We start from the raw sequence: 22008 nt of genomic DNA, 5'->3' as shown, positions 1-22008 counted from the left end.
CTGCGAAAGGGGCGGCGTCCATAAACGAAGAACCCGCATCGCCGGGGCGATGCGGGTTCGGGTCAAACGACAGCGGGGTCGGTCAGAGCGCCGCCAGCGCGGCGTTGAGGGTCGCGCTCGGGCGCATCGCCTTGCTGGTCTTGCCGAGGTCCGGGCGGTAGTAGCCGCCGATGTCCACGGCCTTGCCCTGCACCGCGATCAGTTCCTCGACGATCTTCTGCTCGTTGTCGGCCAGCGCCTTGGCCAGCGGGGCGAACTTCGCCTTCAGCGCGGCGTCCTCGTCCTGCGCGGCCAGGGCCTGGGCCCAATACAGCGCGATGTAGAAGTGGCTGCCGCGGTTGTCGATGGTGCCGAGCTTGCGGCCCGGCGAGCGGTCGTTGTCCAGGAACGTGCCGTTGGCTTCGTCCAGCGCCTTGGCCAGCACCGCGGCGGCGGTGTTGCCGTAGCGCTGGGCAAGGTGTTCCAGCGAGGCGGCCAGGGCCAGGAACTCGCCCAGCGAATCCCAGCGCAGGTAATCCTCTTCGACGAACTGCTGCACGTGCTTGGGCGCCGAGCCGCCGGCGCCGGTCTCGAACAGGCCGCCGCCGGCCATCAGCGGCACGATCGACAGCATCTTGGCGCTGGTGCCCAGCTCCAGGATCGGGAACAGGTCGGTCAGGTAGTCGCGCAGCACGTTGCCGGTTACCGAGATGGTGTCCTGGCCCTTGCGGATGCGCTCCAGCGAGAACTTCGTGGCTTCCACCGGCGACAGGATGCGGATGTCCAGGCCGCTGGTGTCGTGGTCCTTCAGGTAGGTCTCGACCTTGGCGATCACCTGCGCGTCATGCGCGCGGTGGGCATCCAGCCAGAACACGGCCGGCGTGCCGCTCAGGCGCGCGCGGCTGACGGCCAGCTTGACCCAGTCCTGGATCGGCGCGTCCTTGGCCTGGCACATGCGCCAGATGTCGCCGGCTTCCACGGTGTGCTCGAACACCACGTTGCCGGCGTCGTCGCTGACGCGCACGGTGCCGTTGGCCGGGATCTGGAAGGTCTTGTCGTGGCTGCCGTATTCCTCGGCCTTCTGCGCCATCAGGCCGACGTTCGGCACGCTGCCCATGGTGGCCGGGTCGAACGCGCCGTGCGCCTTGCAGTCCTCGATCACCGCCTGGTAGACGCCGGCGTAGCAGCGGTCCGGGATCAGCGCCTTGGTGTCCTGCAGCTTGCCTTCGGCGTTCCACATGCGGCCGGAGTCGCGGATCATCGCCGGCATCGAGGCGTCGACGATCACGTCGCTGGGCACGTGCAGGTTGGTGATGCCCTTGTCGGAATTGACCATCGCCACGGCCGGACGCCTGGCGTACTCGGCGGCGATGTCGGCCTTGATCGCCTCCTGGGTGGCTTCCGGCAGCGACGGCAGGCGCGCGTACAGGTCGCCGATGCCGTTGTTCGGGTCGAAGCCGGCCTGCCTGAGTTCGGCGGCGTACTTGCCCAGCACGTCCTTGTAGAACTCCTCGACCACCACGCCGAACATGATCGGGTCGGAGACCTTCATCATGGTCGCCTTCAGGTGCAGCGAGAACAGCACGCCCTGCGCTCGCGCATCTTCTATCTGCGCGGCGACGAAGGCGGCCAGCGCGCGGCGCGACATAACCGAGGCATCGACGATCTCGCCGGCCTTGACCGCAGTCTTTTCCTTCAGCACGACGTTCTGGCCGTCGTCCTGCACCAGTTCGATCTTCAGGTTGCCAGCGCTGGCCAGCGTGACCGACTGTTCGCTGCCGTAGAAATCGCCGCCGTCCATGTGCGCGACGTGCGACTTCGAATCGCCGCTCCACGCGCCCATGCGGTGCGGGTGCTTGCGCGCGTAGTTCTTGACCGACAGCGGCGCGCGGCGGTCCGAGTTGCCCTCGCGCAGCACCGGGTTCACCGCGCTGCCCTTGACCTTGTCGTAGCGCGCCTTGATGTCGCGCGAGACGTCGTCGGTCGGCGCGTCCGGATAGTTCGGCAGGGCGTAGCCCTGGTCCTGCAGCTCCTTGATCGCCGCCTTGAGCTGCGGCACCGAGGCGCTGATGTTGGGCAGCTTGATGATGTTGGCTTCCGGCTTCGTCGCCAGTTCGCCCAGCTCGGCCAGGTCGTCGCTGATCTTCTGCCCGTCCTGCAGGTAGTCCGGGAACTGCGACAGGATGCGGCCGGAGAGCGAGATGTCGCGGGTCTCCACCGCGATGCCGGCAGTGGTGGCATACGCGTCGATGATCGGCAGCAGCGACTGCGTCGCCAGGAACGGGGCTTCGTCGGTGAGCGTGTAGATGATCTTCGGCGTATCGGACATGGGGGATGGTTTCCGTCGGAAGTAAAGGCTGGAAAGTCAGCGCGGCATTGTCGCGCGTCGCGACGGTTCGGGCAAAACGGGCGGGTACGGTTCCGGCCACGGGCCTGTCGCCGCGGTTCATGGCATCTGGTCATGTGGCATGCATCAACCGGGCAGGCGCACGTCGATGCGCGAAGAAGCGTGGGAACCGCCGGCCCGCTCCGTCGAGGAAGGCGATGCCATGGGCATTGCCGCAGCCGATCCGGCACCGCCCCTCCGGCGATCGGCCGGGCGGACGGAAGAACGCACGACAGCCGCCGCAGCGGCTTTCGACATCGCTCTCCGGGAGCCCGCGGTCCCGCATGGACGGAGGGAACAAAAAAAGGCGCAGTCTCGCGACTGCGCCCATGGCCTGCACCTGCCGGGAGAGAGGGGCGGCAGGTGGATGCCGCTTGCTACTTCACTTCGAACTCCTGGGTGGTGCCGACCGGCTGGCCATCCAGGGTCACGTCCGCGCGGTACTTGCCGGCGGGCCATGCGCTTGCCTTGCTGAACTCGATGTTGGTGGTCTCGGCGCCGCTGGTGTTGAGCGGTGCGGTCTGCTCGCCGGCAACCTGCCCGTCCTGGTAGGTGAGCTTGGCGGCCAGCGTGGCGTTGTTGGCGGCGCCATCGGTCTTCACCGAGACGATGATCTTGTCCTTGCCGCCGATCATCGCCACCGGCGCCACCGACTTGTCGGCCGCGGCGGTATTGCCGACGGTGATCGAGGTGACGCTGACCGCAGGCGCGGCCGGGGCGGGAGCCGGTGCCGGCTCGGTCATCGGCGCGGGCGCCGGGGTGCTTTCCATCGGCGGCGGCGCGGTTTCTTCCTTCTTGCAACCGGCCAGGGCCAGCGTACCGGCCAGGGCGATCATCAGGGCACTGCTGAGCGAAGTCTTCTTCATGGGATGCTCCGGAATGGGAGGGAATGGGCGGTCCGGCCTGGCGGCCTCAGCCCTGGCGGGGCGGGATCTTCAGGGTCTGCCCGGGATAGATCTTGTCCGGGTCGTCGAGCACGTCGCGGTTGGCTTCGAAGATCCGCTTCCATGCATTGGCGTCGCCCAGCAGGTTCTTGGCGATCCTGGAAAGGCTGTCGCCCTTCTGCACGGTGTAGGCCTGCTCGCCGACGATCTGCGCGGTGGAATCCACGCGCGCCGTCACGTCGGAAAAGTCCGCCTTCTGCACGACCTCGGCCGTGCTGTCCACCCTGGACGTCACGTCCGAAAAATCGGCTTTCTTGTCGTTGCTCATCGGGTCGTTCCTCCTTGGCTGGGTGCCACGATTGCACCGCGCGCGTTAAGGAACCATCGCGCCGGCGTAAAGCCGGCGTATACCCGGGAACGGCCCCGGCCGGATTACTGGCGCGGGTCGCGGAAGGGGCGGTGGCCGGCGGCGAAGTCCGCGGTCGAACGGCGCGGATTGATGTCCAGGCCGCCACGGCGGGTGTAGCGCGCCTCCACGTCCAGCGAGCGGCAGCCGCAGTGGCGCAGCAGGTCCAGGAAGATGCGCTCCACGCACTGCTCATGGAATTCGGCGTGGTCGCGGTAGCTGGCCAGGTAGCGCAGCAGCCCGCCGCGGTCGATGCGCGGGCCGGCGTAGCGGATGCTGACGCTGGCCCAGTCCGGTTGCCCGGTCACCGGGCAGTTGGATTTGAGCAGGGCCGAGACCAGCGTTTCGGCGGCGTCATCGCCGGCGTCGGCATGCAGGAACCCGGCCTGCGGCGGGCCGTAGTGGTCGATGTCCAGGTCCAGGCCGTCGAGGGAGTCGCCCTCGGCGTCGGCCACCGGCGGCAGGCCGAACTCGACCGCGACCCCGGCCCCGGCGCAGGCCGAAAGATCGGCGGCGATGCGCGCGCGCACGTCGGCGGCGCTGTCGAAGCGCGCCGCGTTGAGGGAGTTCAGGTAGAGCTTGAGCGACTTGGATTCGACCAGATGGGGCGAGGTAGCCGGCACCCACAGCGTGGCGGTGGCCACGCACGGCTTGCCGCGTGCGTCCAGCCAGCCCAGTTCGTAGACATGCCAGCGGTCCTGGCCGACGAAGGGCAGCGTGGCGCCCAGGCCGATCTCGGCGCGCGCGGCGGCACGCGGAATCGGGAACAGCAGGCCCGGGTCGTACTGCGAGGGGTAGGCGACCTCGCGGCCCAGGCTGGAATCGTGGGGGGTGTTCATCGGCGCCATTGTAGGGGCAGCCGCTTGAGCGGCGTATTTACCGACCGGCGCTTTCGACTGCGCAGGTTCAGTTCAGCAGGCGCTTCCACCATGGCGTGCCCGGCCTGGCCTGCGCCACCTCCCCGCTCTGCAGGCGCATCACCTGCCGCTCCGGGTCCAGCGCCGAGGGGCCGTAGACGACGCGGATGCGTTCCTCGGCACTCGCCCCCAGGGTGTCGCCGTCGCCGATGACCATGCCGTTCTCGACCAGGTAATCGACGATGCCGGTGAGCCGGCCGAACACCTCTTCGGCACTGTCCCGGGTCTCGGGAATCTCGATGTCCATCAGCCCCAGCATGTCCATGCCGCGGGTGTGCCCGGTCATCACCCCGTCCGGGCGCTCGCCGACGTTGATCGCCACCCAGGCGAGCGGCATCGGCGCCGGCAGGGTGGCCTGGGCCAGGTCACGGAACAGGCCCGGCAGCACCACGTGGTTGGCACTGCCGAAATACACCGCCTGGATGCTGCCGGACAGGGCAATGGCCGAGGCCAGCACGCGGCTGAGCAGCGCGGCCTGGGCGAGCAGGTTGGTGTCCTGGCCGTCCTGGCCGAACTCCATCACGGTGACGAGGGTGTGCGCGGCGTAATCCACCGGCGCCGGCGTGGCGTTGGGCCACAGCCGGCTGTGCGCGCAGATCGGGGCGATGTCGTCGCCGATCCGCGCCGGGATGGGCATCAGCGCGATCAGGGAATCGCCGTACTCCAGGCACTGCACCGGCGACGCGTCATCGCCGGCGGCCTTGTCCGGGCCATCGTCGGCGGGCATTTCGCCCAGCCGCAGCAGCGACGGGTCCAGGTCGGGCCAATCGCTGCGCATCTGCGCGAGCAGGGCATCGGCAGTGAGCGTGGGATCGAGCTGCGACTGCAGCAGCATGGCCAGGCTGGCGCTCATGGGAGGTCCTTCTTCCGTATCGGGGGCACGATACTGGCGGGGGTCACCCCGCCTTGCCACCGTGCAGATAGTCCAGCGACACCTGCAGCAGCGCGCGCAGGCCCACGTCCAGCGCCTTCTCGTCGAGCAGGAACTTCGGCGAGTGGTTGCTGGGCGCGGTGGCCGGGTCGATGCCCTCGCCCGTCGAGCCGACGAAGAAGAACATCGCCGGCACCTGCTGCGCATACAGCGAGAAATCCTCCGAACCCATCTGCAGCGGCGGCTCGTAGACGTTGTCCTTGCCGACCACGGCCTGCAGGCTGGGCAGCATGCGCGCGGTCAGCGCCGGGTCGTTGACCGTGGCCGGGTTGCCGTCCTTCTCGTAGATGTCGGTGGTGGCGGTGGCGCCATGCGCGGCGGCGGTGTGCTCGGCGACGTTGCGCAGGTCGGCGAAGATCTGCCGGCGCATGTCCGGGTCGAAGGTGCGGATGGTGCCCACCATCTCCACCGCGTCGGGGATGATGTTGTAGCGGATGCCGCCCTTGATCGCGCCGACCGTCAGCACCGCCGGCTGTTTGGACAGGTTGGCGCGGCGGCTGACGATGGTCTGCGCGGTGCCGATCAGGTCGGCCGCGGCGACGATCGGGTCGATGCCGTTCCACGGCGCCGAGCCATGGGTCTGGCGGCCGTTGACGGTGATGGAGAAGCGGTCCGAGGCCGCCATCAGCGGGCCGCCGCGCACCGCGATCTGCCCCGCCTGGACGCTGGAGAACACATGCAGGCCGAACACCGCCTCCGGCTTGAAGTCCTTGAACAGGCCTTCCTTGAGCATCAGCTCGGCGCCGCCCTGCTCCGGCGGCGGCGCGCCTTCCTCGGCCGGCTGGAAGATCAGCATCACTTCGCCCGGCAGCCGCTCGCGCATCGCCACCAGCGCGTCGGCCACGCCGAGCAGGGTCGCGGTGTGGGCGTCGTGGCCGCAGGCGTGCATCACCCCGACCTTCTCGCCGCGGTACTCGGCCGTGGCGGTGGAGGCGAACGGCAGCCCGGTCTGCTCGGTCACCGGCAGCGCGTCCATGTCCGCGCGCAGGGCGATCTTCGGCCCCGGCAGGGCGCCCTTGATGATCGCCACCACGCCGTGCACGGCCACGCCGGTCTTCGGCTGCAGGCCCATCGCGCGCAGGCGCTCGGCGACCTTGGCGGCGGTGCGCTCCTCGCGGTTGGACAGCTCCGGGTGCTGGTGGAAGTCGCGGCGCCACTCCACCACCTGCCGCTGCAGGCGCGCGGCGGCCGCCTCCACTTCCGGGCGCTGGCCGTCGGCGGCCAGGGCGGAGGTGGAGGCCAGGGCGCACGACAGCGCGGTCAACAGAACGGTCTTGCGGATCATCCGGGCTTTCCTCGTCGGCAATCGAGAGGTGAATGTAGGGCAAACGGACGGGGGCGACGAGTGTCAACCGATGCGCGGCGGAACCGTTCACCACCAATACGGGTTTGAGCGCGTGGCCCATCGGTCATGCGCGGCCCGTCGCAGCCCGGCGTTATGCTCTGCGCCGTTGTGCCCGCCTCTTCGCCAATCGGTTCCCCGGGAGTTTTCCGCATGTCGCGTTTCTGGAAGATCGTGCTGCTCGTCATCGCCATCCTGCTCGTGGCGGGCATCGGCTACCGGGTGATGGGAGGCGGCAAGAAGGCCGGCGGCGCGGCGCCAGCCGCGGGCGCGGCCGGCGGCTGGGGCGGCGGCGACAAGGCGCGCGATCCGGTACCGGTCACCGCGGTGTCCGCCGAACGCAGGAACGTGCCGGTCTACGTCACCGCGCAGGGCACGGTGGCCGCCTACAACACGGTCACGGTCAGCCCGCAGGTCGGCGGCGAGCTGCTGAGCGTGGATTTCAAGGAAGGGCAGGCGGTGAAGAAGGGCGACCTGCTGGCCCGCATCGACCCGCGCACCTTCCAGGCCCAGTACGACCAGGCCATCGCCAGCCAGCGCCAGAACCAGGCCCTGCTGGCCACCGCCCAGTCCAACTACGAACGCTCCAATTCCGAGGCCTACCGCCAGTACGTGGCGCAGACCGACCTGACCACCCTGCGCAACCAGGTCGCCCAGTACCAGGCGGCGGTGGCCGCGGCCCAGGCCACGGCGAACCAGGCCAGGGTGCAGCTGGGCCATACCCGCATCATCTCGCCCATCGACGGCGTGGCCGGCATCCGCGCGGTCGACCCCGGCAACGTGGTGGGCGCCGGCACCGCCCTGGTCACGCTGACCCAGCTGCAGCCGATCTACGTGCTGTTCAACCTGCCCGAACAGCAGCTGGACGCGGTGCGCGCGGCGCAGGGCAGCGGCCCGCTGGAAGCGGCGACGCTGGACCGCGCCGGCGGCGCGGTGGTCAACGCCGACGGCAGGCTGCAGGTGGTGGACAACCAGATCAGCGCCACCAGCGGCACCTTCCGCCTGCGCGCCGAATTCCCCAACGCCGACAAGGCGCTGTGGCCGGGCCAGTTCGTCAACGTGCGCATGAAGCTCAACGAGCTGCCCGACGCCGTGGTGGTGCCGGCCGAGGCCGTGCAGCGCAGCAGCACCGGCGATTTCGTCTACCTGATCAAGCCGGACAACACCGTCACCCTGCGCGAGGTGGCGCAGGGCGGCCAGGTCGACGACAGCCACGTGGTCATCAGCAAGGGCCTGCAGCCGGGCGACAAGGTGGTGACCGAGGGCCAGTTCCGGCTCAAGGAAGGCGTCAAGGTCAATCCGCTGCAACCGGGCCAGGCGCCGCCGGCGCCGACCGAGGAACAGCTGAAGGCCGCCAGCCAGAAGCGCGGCGCCGGCCGGGGTGGCCGTGGCCCGCGCTGACGCCCGGTCCTGCTCGCGGCGCGTGATGGCGCGCGGCGGGCATCCGACACATCCGCACGCGTGAGCACCGCGCGCGGGACACGCAACGAGCGCGGCGGGAGCATGGGCGGGCGCTGACCGCCCTGCGCCGCGCGCACACTCACCACAGGAACCGACCGTGGGCTTTTCGACTCTCTTCATCCGCCGCCCCATCGCCACCTCGCTGCTGATGGTCGGGCTGATGCTGCTCGGCATCCTCGGCTACCAGCGCCTGCCGGTTTCGGCCCTGCCGGAGATCGAGGCGCCCAGCCTGGTGGTGACCACGCAGTACCCCGGCGCCAGCGCGCAGACCATGGCCTCGCTGGTGACCACGCCGCTGGAGCGGCAGCTGGGCCAGATCTCCGGCCTGGACCTGATGACCTCCGATTCCTCGGCCGGCCTGTCGACCATCGTGCTGCAGTTCTCGATGGAGCGCGACATCGACACCGCCGCGCAGGACGTGCAGGCGGCGATCCGCCAGGCCACCCTGCCCGGCTCGCTGCCGTACCAGCCGGTGTACAACCGGGTGAACCCGGCCGACGCGCCGATCCTGACCCTCAAGCTGGCCTCGGACACGCGCCCGCTGCGCGAGGTCAACGACCTGGCCGATTCGGTGCTGGCGCAGCGCCTGTCGCAGGTGGACGGCGTCGGCCTGGTGTCGATCGCCGGCAACGTGCGCCCGGCCGTGCGCATCCAGGCCAACCCGGCGCAGCTGGCCAACATGGGCATGACCCTGGAAGACCTGCGCAGCGCGCTGACCCAGGCCAACGTCAACGCGCCCAAGGGCTCGCTCAACGGCAAGACGCAGAGCTACACGCTGTCCACCAACGACCAGCTCAGCGACGCGGCGGACTACAACGACATCATCGTGCGCTACCGCAACGGCGCGCCGGTGCGGCTGCGCGACGTGGCCAGCGTGGTCGACGGCGTGGAGAACGACCAGATCGCCGCCTGGGCCGACGGCAAGCCGGCGGTGCTGCTGGAAGTGCGGCGCCAGCCCGGCGCCAACATCGTCAAGACCGTGCAGAACATCCGCCAGATCCTGCCGGGCCTGCAGAACATGCTGCCGGCGGACGTGAACCTGGACGTGTTCTCCGACCGCACCGTCACCATCCGCGCCTCGGTGCACGACGTGCAGTTCACCCTCGTCCTCACCATCTGCCTGGTGGTGGCGGTGATCTTCGTATTCCTGCGCCGGCTGTGGGCCACGGTGATCCCGTCGGTGGCGGTGCCGCTGTCGCTGCTGGGCACCTTCGGCGTGATGGCCTTCGCCGGCATGTCGCTGGACAACCTGTCGCTGATGGCACTGACCGTGGCCACCGGATTCGTGGTGGACGATGCGATCGTGATGATCGAGAACATCGTGCGCTACATCGAGCAGGGCAAGGAGGGCCAGGACGCGGCCGAGACCGGCGCGAAGGAGATCGGTTTTACCGTCCTGTCGCTGACCGTGTCGCTGATCGCGGTGTTCCTGCCGCTGATCCTGATGCCCGGCGTGACCGGCCGCTTGTTCCACGAGTTCGCCTGGGTGCTGTCGATCGCGGTGGCGATCTCGATGCTGATCTCGCTGACGCTCACCCCGATGATGTGCGCCTACCTGCTCAAGCCCGACGCGCTGCCCGAGGGCGACGACGCGCACGAGCGCGCCGCCGCTCAGGGCAGGGTGACGGCGTGGTCGAAGCTGGTGCACCTGTACGAATCCAGCCTGGACTGGGTGCTGCGCCACCAGCGCATGACCCTGGGCATCGCGCTGGGCTCGGTGGCGCTGACCGTGCTGCTGTACACCGCCATTCCCAAGGGCCTGCTGCCCGACCAGGACACCGGCATGGTCAGCGGCGTGGTCATCGCCGACCAGAACGTGGCCTTCGAACAGATGCAGCAGCGCACCCGGGCCGTGGCCGAGGCGCTGCGCCAGGACGAGGCGGTGACCGGCGTCGCCGCCTACATCGGCGCCGGCTCGATGAACCCCACGCTCAACCAGGGCCAGCTCAACATCGTGCTCAAGGACCGTGGCGAACGCGGCAGCCTGGAGGTGATCCTGCCGCGGCTGCAGGCCGCCGCCGCGCACATCCCCGGCGTGGCGCTGTACCTCAAGCCGGTGCAGGACGTGACCCTGGACACGCGCGTGGCCGCCACCGCCTACCAGTTCTCGCTGTCGGACATGGACAGCCGGGAGCTGGCCGAACAGGCCGCGCGCGTCACCGACGCGCTGCGCCGCCTGCCGGAACTGGCCGACGTGGACAACAACCTGGCCAACAACGGCCGCGCCCTGCACGTGGAAGTGGACCGCGACAAGGCCAGCCGCTACGGCGTGCCGATGCAGACCATCGACGACACGCTGTACGACGCCTACGGCCAGCGCCAGATCTCCACCATCTTCACCCAGCTCAACCAGTACCGCGTGGTGCTGGAAGTGGCGCCGGAGTTCCGAACCTCCGACGCACTGATGAACCAGCTGGCGATCGGCAGCAACGGCAGCGGCGCGCTGACCGGCAGCAACGCCACCACGCTGGGCCAGGTCAGTTCCAGCAACTCCTCCACCGCCACCGGCATCGGCAACAGCAACACCGGCATCGCGCTGGGCGCCGGCGGCACCATCCCGCTGTCGGCCATCGCCACCGCCACGCCGGGCACCGCGCCGCTGATCGTCAGCCACCAGCAGCAGCTGCCGTCGGCGACGATCTCCTTCAACCTGGCGCCGGGCTATTCGCTGTCCGAGGGCGTGGCGGCGATCAACAAGGCGGTGGCGGACCTGCAGCTGCCGCAACAGATGCAGGCGCAGTTTGTCGGCACCGCCGCCGAGTTCTCCAGCAGCCAGACCGACGTGGTGATGCTGCTGCTGGCCGCCATCGCGGTGATCTACATCGTGCTGGGCGTGCTCTACGAGAGTTGGATCCACCCGCTGACCATCATCTCCACCCTGCCCCCGGCCGGCGTCGGCGCGCTGCTGGCGCTGTACCTGTGCGGCATGAGCCTGTCGGTGGACGGCATCGTCGGCATCGTGCTGCTGATCGGCATCGTCAAGAAGAACGCGATCATGATGATCGACTTCGCGCTGGACGCGCAGCGCGCCGGCATGAACGCCTTCGACGCGATCCGCCGCGCCTGCCTGCTGCGCTTCCGCCCGATCATGATGACCACCGCCGCAGCGATGCTTGGCGCGCTGCCGCTGGCGCTGGGCACCGGCATCGGCTCGGAGCTGCGCCGCCCGCTGGGCGTGGCCATCGTCGGCGGCCTGCTGCTGTCGCAGCTGGTCACGCTGTACACCACGCCGGTGATCTACCTGTACTTCGAGCGGTTCTCCGAGTGGGCCGCGAAACGACGCGAGCAGCGGACGGCAGCGGGAGCGGGGGCGTGAAGGGGCTGCTCTCTGGCGGGACCCGGGACCGGGGACCGGGGACCCGGAACGGCAAAAGCAACGGCAACAGCGCCGCACTGTTGCTCCTGCTTCCCCGGGTCCCCGGTCCCGGGTCCCCAGTCCCGGTGTCTACCCCATGAACATCTCCGCGCCCTTCATCAAGCGCCCGATCGGCATCACCCTGCTGGCCATCGGCCTGTTCTTCGCCGGCCTGCTCTGTTACCTGCGGCTGGGCGTGGCGGCGCTGCCGAACCTGTCGATCCCGGTGATCTTCGTGCAGGCCAGCAACATCGGTGCCGACGCCGACACCATGGCCGCCACCGTCACCGCGCCGCTGGAACGCCACCTCGGCCAGGTGCCGGGCATCAGCACCATGCGCTCGAGCAGCAGCGACGGCCGCAGCATGGTGTTCCTGATGTTCGACACCAGCCGCGACATCGACGCCGCCGCGCAGGACGTGCAGGCGGCGATCAACGCCGCCATGGCCGACCTGCCGGCCGGCATCAACACGCCGACCTACCAGAAGGCCAACCCCAACGACGACCCGGTGGTCGCGCTGTCGCTGACCTCGGACACGCAGTCCGTCGCCGAGCTGTACAACCTGGCCGATTCGCTGCTGGCGCAGCGCCTGCGCCAACTGCCCGGCGTGTCGCAGGTGGACATCGCCGGCGCCTCCACCCCGGCGGTGCGCGTGGACCTCAACCTGCGCGCGATGAACGCACTGGGGCTGAGCCCGGACGACCTGCGCAACGCCATGCGCGCGGCCAACGTGGCCTCGCCGCTGGGCTTCCTCAGCGACGGCAGCAGCCAGACCGCCATCGTGCTCAACGACCAGGTGCGCAAGGCCGCCGACTTCGCCAACGTCGCCATCGCCAGCCACGACGGCGCGGTGGTGCGGCTGAAGGACATCGCCACCGTCTACGACGGCCAGCAGGACGCCTTCCAGGCGGCGTGGTTCAACGGCAGGCGCGGCGTGCTGATGTACGTCTACCTGCGCAGCGGCGCCAACCTGGTGGCGACCGTGGACAGGGTGAAGTCGGAGATGCCGGCGCTGTCCGGTTACCTCGACGCCGGCACCACGCTCACGCCCTACTTCGACCGTACGCCGACCATCCGCGCCTCGCTGGCCGAAGTGCAGATCACGCTGATGATCAGTCTGGCGATGGTGATACTGACCATGGCCCTGTTCCTGCGCCGGCTGGCGCCGACGCTGATCGCCGCGGTGACCGTGCCGCTGTCGCTGGCCGGCGCGGCGGTGGTGATGATGGTGCTGGGCTTCACCCTCAACAACCTGACCCTGCTGGCGCTGGTGATCGCCATCGGTTTCGTCGTCGACGATGCCATCGTGGTGATCGAGAACATCATGCGCCACCTGGACGACGGCATGCCGCGCATGCAGGCGGCGATGGCCGGCGCGCACGAGATCGGCTTCACCATCGTCTCCATCACCGCCTCGCTGGTGGCGGTGTTCCTGCCGATCATCTTCGCCCAGGGCATGATCGGCGCGTTCTTCCGCGAGTTCACCCTGACCCTGGTGGCGGCGATCATGGTCTCGGCGGTGGTGTCGCTGACCCTGACCCCGGCGCTGTGCGCGCGCTTCCTGCAGCCGCACGAGGCGCATGTGCGCGAATCGCGCATGCACCGCCTGCTCGACAAGGTGCACGGCGGCATGTTGAAGGTCTATACGGTCGCGCTGGATTTCTCGCTGCGCCACGCGCTGCTGCTGGCGCTGACCCCGCTGCTGCTGATCGTGGCCACGTTCTACCTCGCCGGCGCGGTCGGCAAGGGCAACTTCCCCGAGCAGGACACCGGCCTGATCTGGGGCCGCGCCAGTTCCAGCGCCACCGTGTCCTTCAACGAAATGAGCGCGCGCCAGCGGCGCCTGAGCGACATGTTCCTGGCCGACCCGGCGGTGAAAATGGTCGGCTCGCGGCTGGGCTCCAGCCGCCAGGGCAGCAGCGCGCAGTTCAACATCGAACTGAAGACCATGGCCGAGGGCCGGCGCGAACCCACCAGCCTGGTGGTCGCGCGTCTGAGCGCCAAGGCCGCGCAGTTCCCCGACCTGGACGTGCGCCTGCGCGCCATCCAGGACCTGCCGTCCGATGGCGGCGGCGGTGGCGGACAGGGCGCCCAGAACCGCGTCACCCTGCAGGGCAACGACGCCGCGCAACTGGCCGAATGGCTGCCGAAGCTGGTGGAGGCGCTGAGGCAGAACCCGAAGCTGCGCGACGTCGGTTCGGACGTGGACAAGGGCGGGCTGATGCAGAAGATCGTCATCGACCGCGAGAAGGCCTCGCGCCTGGGCGTGGGCATCGGCGCCATCGACGGCGCGCTGTACGGCGCCTTCGGCCAGCGCCAGATCTCCACCATCTACGCCGACCTCAACCAGTACGGCGTGGTGGTCAACGCGCTGCCGGAACAGACCGGCAGCCCGGCCGCGATCAACGATGTGTACGTGCGCTCCAGCAGCGGGCAGATGATCCCGCTGACCGCCTTCGCCCACCAGGAACCGGGCCTGGCGCCGTCGCAGGTGACCCACCAGAACCAGTACACGGTGATGGACCTGAGCTACAACCTGGCGCCCGGCGTGAGCAGCGGCGAGGGCGATGCCATCGTCAAGGCCGCCATCGACGGCCTGCGCATGCCCGGCGACATCCGCCAGGCCGAACCCGGCGGCTTCCGCCAGGCGCTGGACCCCACCGCGATGCTGATGCTGATCATCGCCGCCATCGCCACGGTCTACATCGTGCTGGGCATGCTGTACGAGAACCTGGTGCACCCGGTGACGATCCTGTCCACCCTGCCCGCCGCCGGCATGGGCGCGCTGCTGGCGCTGTGGGTGACCAACACCGACCTGTCGGTGATCTCGACCATCGCCCTGGTGCTGCTGATCGGCATCGTCAAGAAGAACGCGATCATGATGATCGACTTCGCCCTGGTGGCGCAGCGCGAGCACGGCAGGTCGCCGGCCGAAGCGGTACGCGAGGCCAGCATCGTGCGCTTCCGCCCGATCATGATGACCACCATGGTGGCGATCCTGGCGGCGCTGCCGCTGGCCATCGGCCTGGGCGAAGGTTCGGAACTGCGCCGTCCGCTCGGCATCGCGATGATCGGCGGCCTGCTGATCTCGCAGAGCCTGACCCTGCTCAGCACCCCGGCGCTGTACGTGATCTTCTCCTGCCTGCAGCAGCACTGGCGCGGCTGGCGCGCGCGGCGCCGCGAGCGCCGGAAGCAGCGGCGGATCGCACGGGCCTGACGCTTCCAGCGAAGCTGGCGCAATGCCCCGATGGAACGCGATGGCAACGCCTCTGCCGGGCATTGCCCGGCATGCGGATCAGGCCGCCAGCTGCGCCAGCGACTCCGCCTGCAGGCGTTCGTAGATCGCGAACTCGTCCGCCACCGTCGCGCCCAGCGCCTGCTCGAACGCCTCGCGGTTGGCGCACGCCGCGTAGGCGCGCTGCTCCTCGCCGCCCAGGTTGGACTGGAAGATGCCCGCCGCGCTGACCGGCAGGAAGTCCTCGTAGACGATCGGTTCGGCGGTGGCCAGGCCGCGCTCGATCAGCACCTCGGCCGGCAGCGTGCGTTCGGCGGCCGGTGCGGCGCGGCCGGCGTCGGTCAGCGCGTAGCGGTAGTACCCCAACCCCTCGCGGCGCAGGGTGGCGTGGTCGTCGGGGAAGCCGGCGAACGCGGCCTGCAGGCGCTGCGCGTAGTCGCCGCCGGTGCTGCCGGCGCCGCCGTTGTCGCGCGCCTGCGCCAGCAGCGCGTCGTACAGCGCGCGGCCCTTCGGAGTCAGCGCCAGGCCGCGCTGCTCGATCTCGCCGAAGCGCGCGGTGTGGGTGCCGGCGGCGTTGTCCTCGCCCGACGGGAAATGCACCAGTTCCTCCAGCGCCTTGAAGCTGGTCTGGCGCAGCAGGATCGGGCAGTCGCGGCGCGGCGGGCCTTCGATCACCGCCTTGGCGGCCAGGCCGCGCGCGTGCATCGCCGCCTGCGCGGCATCGATGTCCAGCGTGCGCGGAGTGAGGTGGTTGATGTGCGGGCCGCGGAAGCTGACCACGTCGGCCACCAGCCGGTGCGCGGCGTGCAGCGCGTGGTAGGTCTCCAGCGATACGGTGGCGGCGTTGTGCCAGCGGAACGTCTCCAGCGCCTCGACCACGAAGCGCCATGCGTCCTCGTCGGACAGGCCGCCGTCGCGTTCGCACTGTTCGATCAGCTGCAGCACGCCCGGGGTGAAGATGCAGCGGCGCGACAGGATTTCCGCGGCCTGCGCGCGCAGCGCCTCATCCTCGATCAGCTCCAGCCGCAGCAGCGAGGTGAACACGCGGAACGGATTGCGGTTGAGCGATTCGCCGTCGACCGGGCGGAATGCGGTGGAGTGCACCGGCACGCCGGCCACCGACAGGTCGTAATACCCCACCGGCTGCATGCCCATCACCGCGAACAGGCGCCGCAGCGTGCACAGCTCCTGCGCGGTACCGACGCGGATCGCGCCATGGCGTTCCACGTCCAGGCGCTCGCGCTCGCCGCTGCGCTGCATCTGCGCCGCCAGGTCCGGCTGCGCGGCCAGCACGCCGGCGTTGACCTCGCCGACCAGCTCCACGAGGGTGCCGTACAGCGGCACTTCGGTGCGGTACATGTGCGACATCGCCTGCGAGAACAGGCTGCGGATGTGGTCGGTGGAGACGAAACGGTCGGCGGTCATGGCGGGGGGCGCACGGCGTGGCGGGGGAAGCGGCCATTTTCGCCCGGATGACGGCCCCGGGTCATCCGTCTTCTCCCCGAAAACCGCAGGAGCGGCTTCAGCCGCGAACGGCCCTGCCCGTGCGGGTTCCGGTCGCGGCTGAAGCCGCTCCTACGGGTGACCGCGGGCCGCGTCGCGCTCCGCGCGATCACCCAGCTGGCGCCGCAGCAGCGCGTCCAGCGGGACCGGGCGGTCCCAATGGTCGTAGCTGGCGACGAGCGCGTGGCGCACGGCGCGCCAGTGCAGGTTGTCCGGCGCCACCGGCAGAGTTTCCACCACGGCTTTCCAGCCTTCGCCCGGGTGCCGGGTGCGGGCCTGCACCGGCTCGCGGCAGCTGGCGCCGATGGCCTGGCCCCAGAAGCAGGCGAACCAGACGTCGCCGGGCACCCAGCCATGCTGCTGCAGCAGCGCCTCGACGTAGCCGCGGCGCGCGCCGCCATAGCGCACCAGCTCGTCGACGAAGGCATCGGGGTAGCGCGCGGCATACAGATTGACGTCGGCCAACTGCCGGTCGAGCCAGGCGTCGCCGGTGCGCGGTTCATAGGGGGCAGCGGCCGATGGCGCAGACGTCGCCTGTGCCAAAGCCGCACCGGGAACGGCCAGGAGCAGGAACGAGTGGAGAGGAACGAGGAACGAGAGAAAGCAGCAACGCAGCCGCTTCGCTCTTGCCTTTGCCTCCGCCTTTACTCGGTCCTCATTCCTGTTCACTCGTTTCTCGCCTCAATCGCCGCCACCGCCTCCGGCCACTGCCAGGCGGTATCGGCCAGGCTCAGGCGCGGTTCGTCGCTGGAAACCCCATGCTCGGCTTCATGCGCCCAGGTCACGGCATACGGCGTGTGCACGCCCCAGCCGCCGAGCGCCAGCACCGGCTCGATGTCCGAACGCAGCGAGTTGCCGATCATCACGAAGCGCTCGGCCGGCAGGTCGAATTCGGCCAGTACCCGCGCATAGGTGGCCGGGTCCTTCTCCGAGACGATCTCGATGCGCGGGAACAGGTCGCGCAGGCCGGAGCGCTCGATCTTCTGCTCCTGGTGGAACAGGTCGCCCTTGGTGATCAGCACCACCGGCCAGCGCGCAGCGATAGCGGCCACCGCCTCGCGCACGCCGTCGATCACCTCGACCGGATGCTGCAGGGTGCGGCGGCCGATCTCGACGATCTGGCGCAGGTGCGCGGCGGAGATGCGCTCGCCGGTAAGTTCGATGGCGGCCTCGATCATCGACAGGGTCATGCCCTTGGCGCCGTAGCCGAACACCTCGAGGTTGCGCCGCTCGACCTTGAGCAGGTGCTGCGCGGTGCCGGCGTCGTGCAGGTCGATGTAATGGCCGAGCACGGCTTCGAAATCCTGCTCGGCCTGGCGGTAGTAGTCCTCGCTCTTCCAGAGCGTGTCGTCGCCGTCGAAGCCGACCAGGCCGATGGCCGCTGGAATGGAGGGGGAATCTGCGGATGCGGGGGATGCGGAAGTCATGCGCCACAGGATAGCAACCGGCCCCCGCCGCCGCGCGCGGCCTTCGCGCCGCGCCAGGTGGCCCCCTCGCGCCGGCCTCCGGATACGACGGAAGCGGCCAGAGGCCGCTCCCGTCGGTTCTGCCGGAGGCCGGAGGGTTATTTCTGCTGCGAGGCGGCGTAGGTGCGGTACTCGTCCGGCGTCAGTTTGCCGTCCTTGTCGGCGTCGGCGGCGTCGAAGACCTGGGCCAGGCCGGCATGGGCCTGCGCCTCGGTGCGGTTGATGCTGCCGTCGCCGTCGGCATCCAGGCTGGCCCACGACTGGCCTTCGCCATTGGCCGATGCCGCGGCGTCGGCGGCCGTGCCCTGCTGCGCCTGGGTGGCATCCTGCGCGGCCCGCTCCTGCGCCTGGCGCTCCTGCTGCGCCTGCGGGTCCTGGGCCATGGCCGGCATCGCCAGCGCGGCACCGACGGCGGCGACGAGGGCGAACAACGGGTTGCGGTTGCGAACGGTCATCGGGTGTTCTCCTGCGGTGTTGGGAAAGCGCGGTGGATCCGCACGGCCCCACCCTCGCAACCCCGCGCTGAATCGCATGCCCCCCGTGGATCGACGGCAGACACGCTCTTAACCACCGCCGCCCGCCGATCCGTTACCGCCTTGGTTAGCGCCGCGTGAGCCGCAGGTAAGCCGCGCATTCGGGCGTTCCATCGGCGGCAACACGCGCGGCCGCGGGTGCGCTCAGTCGACGCCGTTGTCGTCGATCGCCGCGCTGTGCGAACTGAACGCCCGCCATCCCAGCCCCACGCCGACCAGCGCGCCGGCCACTTCCAGCACCACGCGCGTGCCCAACTGGTCCGGATCGTGGATGCCGGCCAGCGCCAGCCGCGCATAGAGCGGCGACTCCAACTGCACCATGCCCAGGTAGAACAGGTTCCAGCCGTCCACGCCCGCGCCGATGGCGACCGCGGCCAGGCAGGCCCAGGCGATGGCGTGGCCCTGCGACAGCCCGGCGCGGCGGCAGACCTGCCACCACAGGAAGAACACCACGAAGCCGACCGCCAGCGCGATCAGCGCCGCTTCCAGCGAGCCCAGCAGTCCGTAGTGCAGTTCCAGGTTCATCGGCGTCGGTCGCGGCAACGGGGAGCGGCAGTGTATCCGGGCTGCGCAAAACCCGTAGGAGCGGCTTCAGCCGCGAAAGGGCTTTGCAATTGATCCCCATGGGAATGCGGCTGTTGCGCGACATTTCCACGCACGCCCCTTCGCGGCTGAAGCCGCTCCTACGGGCGGACCGTCAGCGGACCGGGAAGTCGTAGGCGGTGTCGGGGGTCGGTTCGGGGCGGAAGGTGTAGTGCCACCATTCCATCGGGTAGTTGGCGAAGCCCTCGGCGCGCATCGCATCGAGCAGCAGCTGGCGGTTGTGGCGCTGCTGCGGGGTGATGTCGGGGCTGTCGGTATGGGCCAGCGGGTCGAAGCGGTCGAAGCCGGTGCCCATGTCCCGTTCCACGCAATCGCCCTGGCGGCAGTCGAGCAGGCCCAGGTCCACGGTGGCGCCGCGGCTGTGGCCGGAATGCTCGGCGATGTAGCCGTCCAGCAGCCGGCTCTTGTCGATGTTCGGGTAGTAGCGCGCCTTGGCCTGCTGGTCGGCCGGGTCGTGCGCCCAGGCGACGAACGACTGCACCGAGCGCACCGGGCGGTAGCAGTCGTACAGGCGCAGCGCGTGGCCCTGCGCCTGCAGGGCGCGCTGCACGCGCGCCAGCGCCTGCGCGGCGGGCGCGAGCAGGTAGCAGCGCGGTGCGTCGTAGCCGGGCACCGGCCGGCCGGTGAAGTTGTCGCTGCCGGCGTAGCGCATGTCCAGCGAGAAGCCCGGCGCCAGTGTGGCGACGTCCAGCATGCCGGCCTGCGCCGGCGTCGTGGCCGGGGATACCGTCGGCGCGGCTGCCTGTACGCCCGTGCAGGCCAGCAGCAGAGCCAGCGCATGGCCGCGGTTACGCATTGCAATCTCCTGTGGGCTTGTGGTGGCAGGAGCGCATGTAGGAGCGCACTTCAGTGCGCGGTGGGGCTTCACCGGGAAAGCTTCTTCGCGCACTGAAGTGCGCTCCTACATGCGCTCCTGCAGGTCAGTTGCGTTCGCGCAGGTAGCCGTTGAGGCCCTTTTCGCGCAGCTGCCGTGCGGCATCGGTCCAGTCCAGCGGCCTGCCGCTGTCCAGGCGTTCGAGCACGGCGACGATCGCCAGTTCGACCTCGGGCAGCTGCCCCGCTTCTGGCAGGCGCGCGCGCTGGTCGATCGCCTCGTACAGCACGCGGTTGGCCTCGGCATAGCTCAGCGGCGCGGTGTCGCCGTGCTGCGCGCGCCAGCGCTTGCCGTCGAGCACCGCGTTGACGTGCGACTGGATCAGGTAGGTGGCGCGGCCAATCAGCTTCAAATTGCCCGGCTGTACCGCGGTCATGGTGTTGCCGACGGTGCGCCCGAGCCGCGCCATCACCGCGGTCGAATGCGCGTTGAGCAGCATCTTCAGCGCCAGGGTGCGGTCCAGGCCGAGCGGATCGTGGCGCTGCGGCAGGTCCAGCGCGATGCCCTGCGCCGCGCCATCCAGGCTCTTCAAGGCATCGCCCGAAGCCGCGCCATGCCCCACGGTGACGGTGAGCCGGCCGGCGCCGGCGTCGCCGAACGCCTTCCACCATTGCCGGGCCAGCGCGTCCACCGGTTCGCCGGCGTACCGCAGCAGCACGCCCAGGTCGCCCGCCTGCGGCGGCAGGCGCTGGCGGTTGGCCGGCGACCAGGACAGGTCGTACAGCGCCTGCTGCTCGGCGCCGGCGCGCTCCAGGCTGCGCAGCGCGGTGGCGCGCAGCGCCGGGTCGTCCACCTTCTGCTCGAACTGCGGGCGGTACTGCGCGGCGTCCAGCCCGTGGAACGGGCGGTGCAGCAGGGCGTCCCAGGCGGCCTGCGGCGTGGCCACCGGCGCCCACACGCGGATCCACGACGCCGGCGGCGCGGTGTCGGTGCGGTCCAGCGCCGCCAGGCGGAAGGTCGGCGCGCGCTCGGTCACGTCCACGAACACCGGCATCAGGGTTTCGCCGGCCAGGTAGGTGGCGTGGCGGCCATCGGTGTAGGCCTGCGCTTCGCGCACGGTCCACTGCGCCAGCTGCGGCGCGCTGCCGGCCACGCTGCGCTGCAGGCCGGCGAAGCCGCGCAGGCGGCTCTCGATGCTGTCCTTCGCGTCCAGGCCCAGGCGCTGCGCGTCGGCCGCCGGCAGGTGCGGCAGCAGCAGCGCGCGCAGCGCGTCCTCCAGCACCAGGCCCAGCGCGTACAGACTGGTGGTGGTGGCCTGCATGCGCGTGGAGCCGGTGATGGCCTGCGGGCCGGTCGGCAGCGCGATCTTGTGGATGCGCGCGTCGTCGAGCACGCGGCGGCTGCGTTCGAACGGGCGCAGCACTTCGTCCGGGTTGTTGTAGACGAACCAGACGCGGTCGGTGTCCGCGCCGCGCTGGTCGGCGGCGGCCAGCGCGGTGCCGATCACCGCCGAGGTCTCGCCGCCTTCGGTCACCGCGAACACCACGTCGTCGGCGCCGATGCCGTCGTCGCGCATCTGCAGCGCGCCGATCAGCTGCAGGTCCTCGAAGCCTTCCAGCGAGCTGATCAACGCGCGGTCGCCGCCGGTGATCTCGCCGCGCACGCGCTCGCCGAGGTTGGACGGCAGCTTGGCGGCGATGCGCGGCCACGCCGGGTCGGCCTGCATGCGGTTCCAGAACGGGCGCCACACCCCGCTTTCCAGCGTCTCGGCGAGGCGGCCGGTGGAGCCAGTGCCATAGAAGTAGATGCGGTGGCCGTCGCGCAGCGCGCGCTGCACCGCGCTCGATGCCGCATGCAGCTTCGCCATGCGCTGCGGGTCGTCGGCCAGCGCGGCGAAGGCGCGGGCCACGTCCTCGTCCACCGAGAACAGCTGCGCCAGCGCCTGCGCCGGGTCGGTCGCCGCCGCTTCGCTGAGGTTCCAGGTCCTGGGGTGGCGCTGTTCGGTCAGCAGCGTGTGAAGCTGGAACTGGGTACGCTGCCGCACGAACTCGGTCGATGCCGGCAACGGCGGCAGGCCCAGCCGTCCGGCGTCGTCGGCGGCAAGCGCGGCCGGGCTGATCGCCGCCAGGCTCAGGGCGAACGTCATGGCGATGCGTCCGGTACGGGGAAAGGATGCACGGTTCGGTCGAGTCA

General features: G+C 70.0%; 16 protein-coding genes. 3 read left to right on the top strand and 13 right to left on the bottom strand.

Annotated features, from left to right (window positions below):
• Positions 1 to 82 precede the first annotated feature (82 nt).
• The 6 genes from ABTV91_RS04250 to ABTV91_RS04225 form a co-directional block, all read right to left on the bottom strand.
• Positions 83 to 2308 carry an NADP-dependent isocitrate dehydrogenase gene (locus tag ABTV91_RS04250; RefSeq protein WP_433853379.1) on the bottom strand — a complete coding sequence of 742 codons (2226 nt, stop codon included), beginning with the start codon at positions 2306 to 2308 and terminating at the stop codon, positions 83 to 85.
• Positions 2309 to 2742: 434 nt separating this feature from the next.
• Complete coding sequence (locus ABTV91_RS04245) at positions 2743 to 3231, bottom strand: hypothetical protein (protein ID WP_433853378.1); 489 nt, start codon at positions 3229 to 3231, stop codon at positions 2743 to 2745.
• 46 nt (positions 3232 to 3277) lie between these two features.
• Complete coding sequence (locus ABTV91_RS04240; RefSeq protein WP_433853377.1) at positions 3278 to 3577, bottom strand: LysM peptidoglycan-binding domain-containing protein; 300 nt, start codon at positions 3575 to 3577, stop codon at positions 3278 to 3280.
• Between the two features lie 104 nt (positions 3578 to 3681).
• The gene (queF, locus tag ABTV91_RS04235; RefSeq protein WP_433853376.1) at positions 3682 to 4494 is read right to left on the bottom strand and encodes an NADPH-dependent 7-cyano-7-deazaguanine reductase QueF; all 813 of its coding nucleotides are present in this window, start codon (positions 4492 to 4494) and stop codon (positions 3682 to 3684) included.
• Positions 4495 to 4561: 67 nt separating this feature from the next.
• On the bottom strand, positions 4562 to 5425 hold the full coding sequence (locus ABTV91_RS04230; RefSeq protein ID WP_433853375.1) for a DUF4261 domain-containing protein: 864 nt from the start codon (positions 5423 to 5425) through the stop codon (positions 4562 to 4564).
• Between the two features lie 43 nt (positions 5426 to 5468).
• Entirely contained in the window at positions 5469 to 6785 is a 1317-nt protein-coding gene (locus tag ABTV91_RS04225) for a M20 family metallopeptidase (protein ID WP_433854115.1), read from the bottom strand.
• A 213-nt stretch (positions 6786 to 6998) separates the two neighbouring features.
• Between ABTV91_RS04225 and ABTV91_RS04220 the strand changes: the two genes are divergently transcribed.
• From ABTV91_RS04220 to ABTV91_RS04210, 3 genes are all read left to right on the top strand, one after another.
• On the top strand, positions 6999 to 8246 hold the full coding sequence (locus ABTV91_RS04220; protein ID WP_433853374.1) for an efflux RND transporter periplasmic adaptor subunit: 1248 nt from the start codon (positions 6999 to 7001) through the stop codon (positions 8244 to 8246).
• A gap of 157 nt (positions 8247 to 8403) precedes the next feature.
• Positions 8404 to 11622, top strand: coding sequence for an efflux RND transporter permease subunit (locus tag ABTV91_RS04215; protein ID WP_433853373.1), 3219 nt, complete (start codon positions 8404 to 8406; stop codon positions 11620 to 11622).
• Between the two features lie 136 nt (positions 11623 to 11758).
• A complete protein-coding gene (locus ABTV91_RS04210) occupies positions 11759 to 14878 on the top strand; it encodes an efflux RND transporter permease subunit (RefSeq protein ID WP_433853372.1) in 3120 nt (1039 codons plus the stop codon).
• A gap of 78 nt (positions 14879 to 14956) precedes the next feature.
• On the opposite strand, the gene hglS is transcribed toward ABTV91_RS04210, so the two are convergent.
• From hglS to ABTV91_RS04175, 7 genes are all read right to left on the bottom strand, one after another.
• On the bottom strand, positions 14957 to 16321 hold the full coding sequence (hglS, locus tag ABTV91_RS04205) for a 2-oxoadipate dioxygenase/decarboxylase HglS (RefSeq protein ID WP_433853371.1): 1365 nt from the start codon (positions 16319 to 16321) through the stop codon (positions 14957 to 14959).
• A gap of 150 nt (positions 16322 to 16471) precedes the next feature.
• Complete coding sequence (locus ABTV91_RS04200) at positions 16472 to 17014, bottom strand: hypothetical protein (RefSeq protein ID WP_433854114.1); 543 nt, start codon at positions 17012 to 17014, stop codon at positions 16472 to 16474.
• Positions 17015 to 17064: 50 nt separating this feature from the next.
• Positions 17065 to 17826 carry an HAD family hydrolase gene (locus ABTV91_RS04195; RefSeq protein WP_433853370.1) on the bottom strand — a complete coding sequence of 254 codons (762 nt, stop codon included), beginning with the start codon at positions 17824 to 17826 and terminating at the stop codon, positions 17065 to 17067.
• A gap of 137 nt (positions 17827 to 17963) precedes the next feature.
• Positions 17964 to 18320 carry an EF-hand domain-containing protein gene (locus tag ABTV91_RS04190; RefSeq protein WP_433853369.1) on the bottom strand — a complete coding sequence of 119 codons (357 nt, stop codon included), beginning with the start codon at positions 18318 to 18320 and terminating at the stop codon, positions 17964 to 17966.
• Positions 18321 to 18542: 222 nt separating this feature from the next.
• Positions 18543 to 18923, bottom strand: coding sequence for a hypothetical protein (locus ABTV91_RS04185; protein WP_433853368.1), 381 nt, complete (start codon positions 18921 to 18923; stop codon positions 18543 to 18545).
• Positions 18924 to 19095: 172 nt separating this feature from the next.
• Positions 19096 to 19797: a M15 family metallopeptidase gene (locus tag ABTV91_RS04180; RefSeq protein WP_433853367.1), complete on the bottom strand. Its 702-nt coding sequence runs from the start codon at positions 19795 to 19797 to the stop codon at positions 19096 to 19098.
• A 124-nt stretch (positions 19798 to 19921) separates the two neighbouring features.
• The gene (locus tag ABTV91_RS04175) at positions 19922 to 21961 is read right to left on the bottom strand and encodes a hypothetical protein (protein WP_433853366.1); all 2040 of its coding nucleotides are present in this window, start codon (positions 21959 to 21961) and stop codon (positions 19922 to 19924) included.
• Positions 21962 to 22008 lie beyond the last annotated feature (47 nt).

Source organism: Stenotrophomonas nitritireducens (assembly GCF_050984405.1).
Taxonomy (GTDB): domain Bacteria; phylum Pseudomonadota; class Gammaproteobacteria; order Xanthomonadales; family Xanthomonadaceae; genus Stenotrophomonas; species Stenotrophomonas nitritireducens_B.
The sequence above is the reverse complement of the archived record's forward strand: the minus strand, read 5'-3'. Positions and strand labels throughout refer to the sequence as shown.

Excerpts from the sequence above, each read along its gene's own strand:
- ABTV91_RS04180 (WP_433853367.1), bottom strand. The coding sequence starts at position 19,797 with ATGCGTAACCGCGGCCATGCGCTGGCTCTGCTGCTGGCCTGCACGGGC.
- ABTV91_RS04250 (WP_433853379.1), bottom strand. The coding sequence starts at position 2,308 with ATGTCCGATACGCCGAAGATCATCTACACGCTCACCGACGAAGCCCCG.
- ABTV91_RS04245 (WP_433853378.1), bottom strand. The coding sequence starts at position 3,231 with ATGAAGAAGACTTCGCTCAGCAGTGCCCTGATGATCGCCCTGGCCGGT.
- ABTV91_RS04190 (WP_433853369.1), bottom strand. The coding sequence starts at position 18,320 with ATGACCGTTCGCAACCGCAACCCGTTGTTCGCCCTCGTCGCCGCCGTC.
- ABTV91_RS04195 (WP_433853370.1), bottom strand. The coding sequence starts at position 17,826 with ATGACTTCCGCATCCCCCGCATCCGCAGATTCCCCCTCCATTCCAGCG.
- ABTV91_RS04185 (WP_433853368.1), bottom strand. The coding sequence starts at position 18,923 with ATGAACCTGGAACTGCACTACGGACTGCTGGGCTCGCTGGAAGCGGCG.
- ABTV91_RS04220 (WP_433853374.1), top strand. The coding sequence starts at position 6,999 with ATGTCGCGTTTCTGGAAGATCGTGCTGCTCGTCATCGCCATCCTGCTC.
- ABTV91_RS04175 (WP_433853366.1), bottom strand. The coding sequence starts at position 21,961 with ATGACGTTCGCCCTGAGCCTGGCGGCGATCAGCCCGGCCGCGCTTGCC.
- ABTV91_RS04240 (WP_433853377.1), bottom strand. The coding sequence starts at position 3,577 with ATGAGCAACGACAAGAAAGCCGATTTTTCGGACGTGACGTCCAGGGTG.
- ABTV91_RS04210 (WP_433853372.1), top strand. The coding sequence starts at position 11,759 with ATGAACATCTCCGCGCCCTTCATCAAGCGCCCGATCGGCATCACCCTG.
- queF (WP_433853376.1), bottom strand. The coding sequence starts at position 4,494 with ATGAACACCCCCCACGATTCCAGCCTGGGCCGCGAGGTCGCCTACCCC.
- ABTV91_RS04230 (WP_433853375.1), bottom strand. The coding sequence starts at position 5,425 with ATGAGCGCCAGCCTGGCCATGCTGCTGCAGTCGCAGCTCGATCCCACG.
- hglS (WP_433853371.1), bottom strand. The coding sequence starts at position 16,321 with ATGACCGCCGACCGTTTCGTCTCCACCGACCACATCCGCAGCCTGTTC.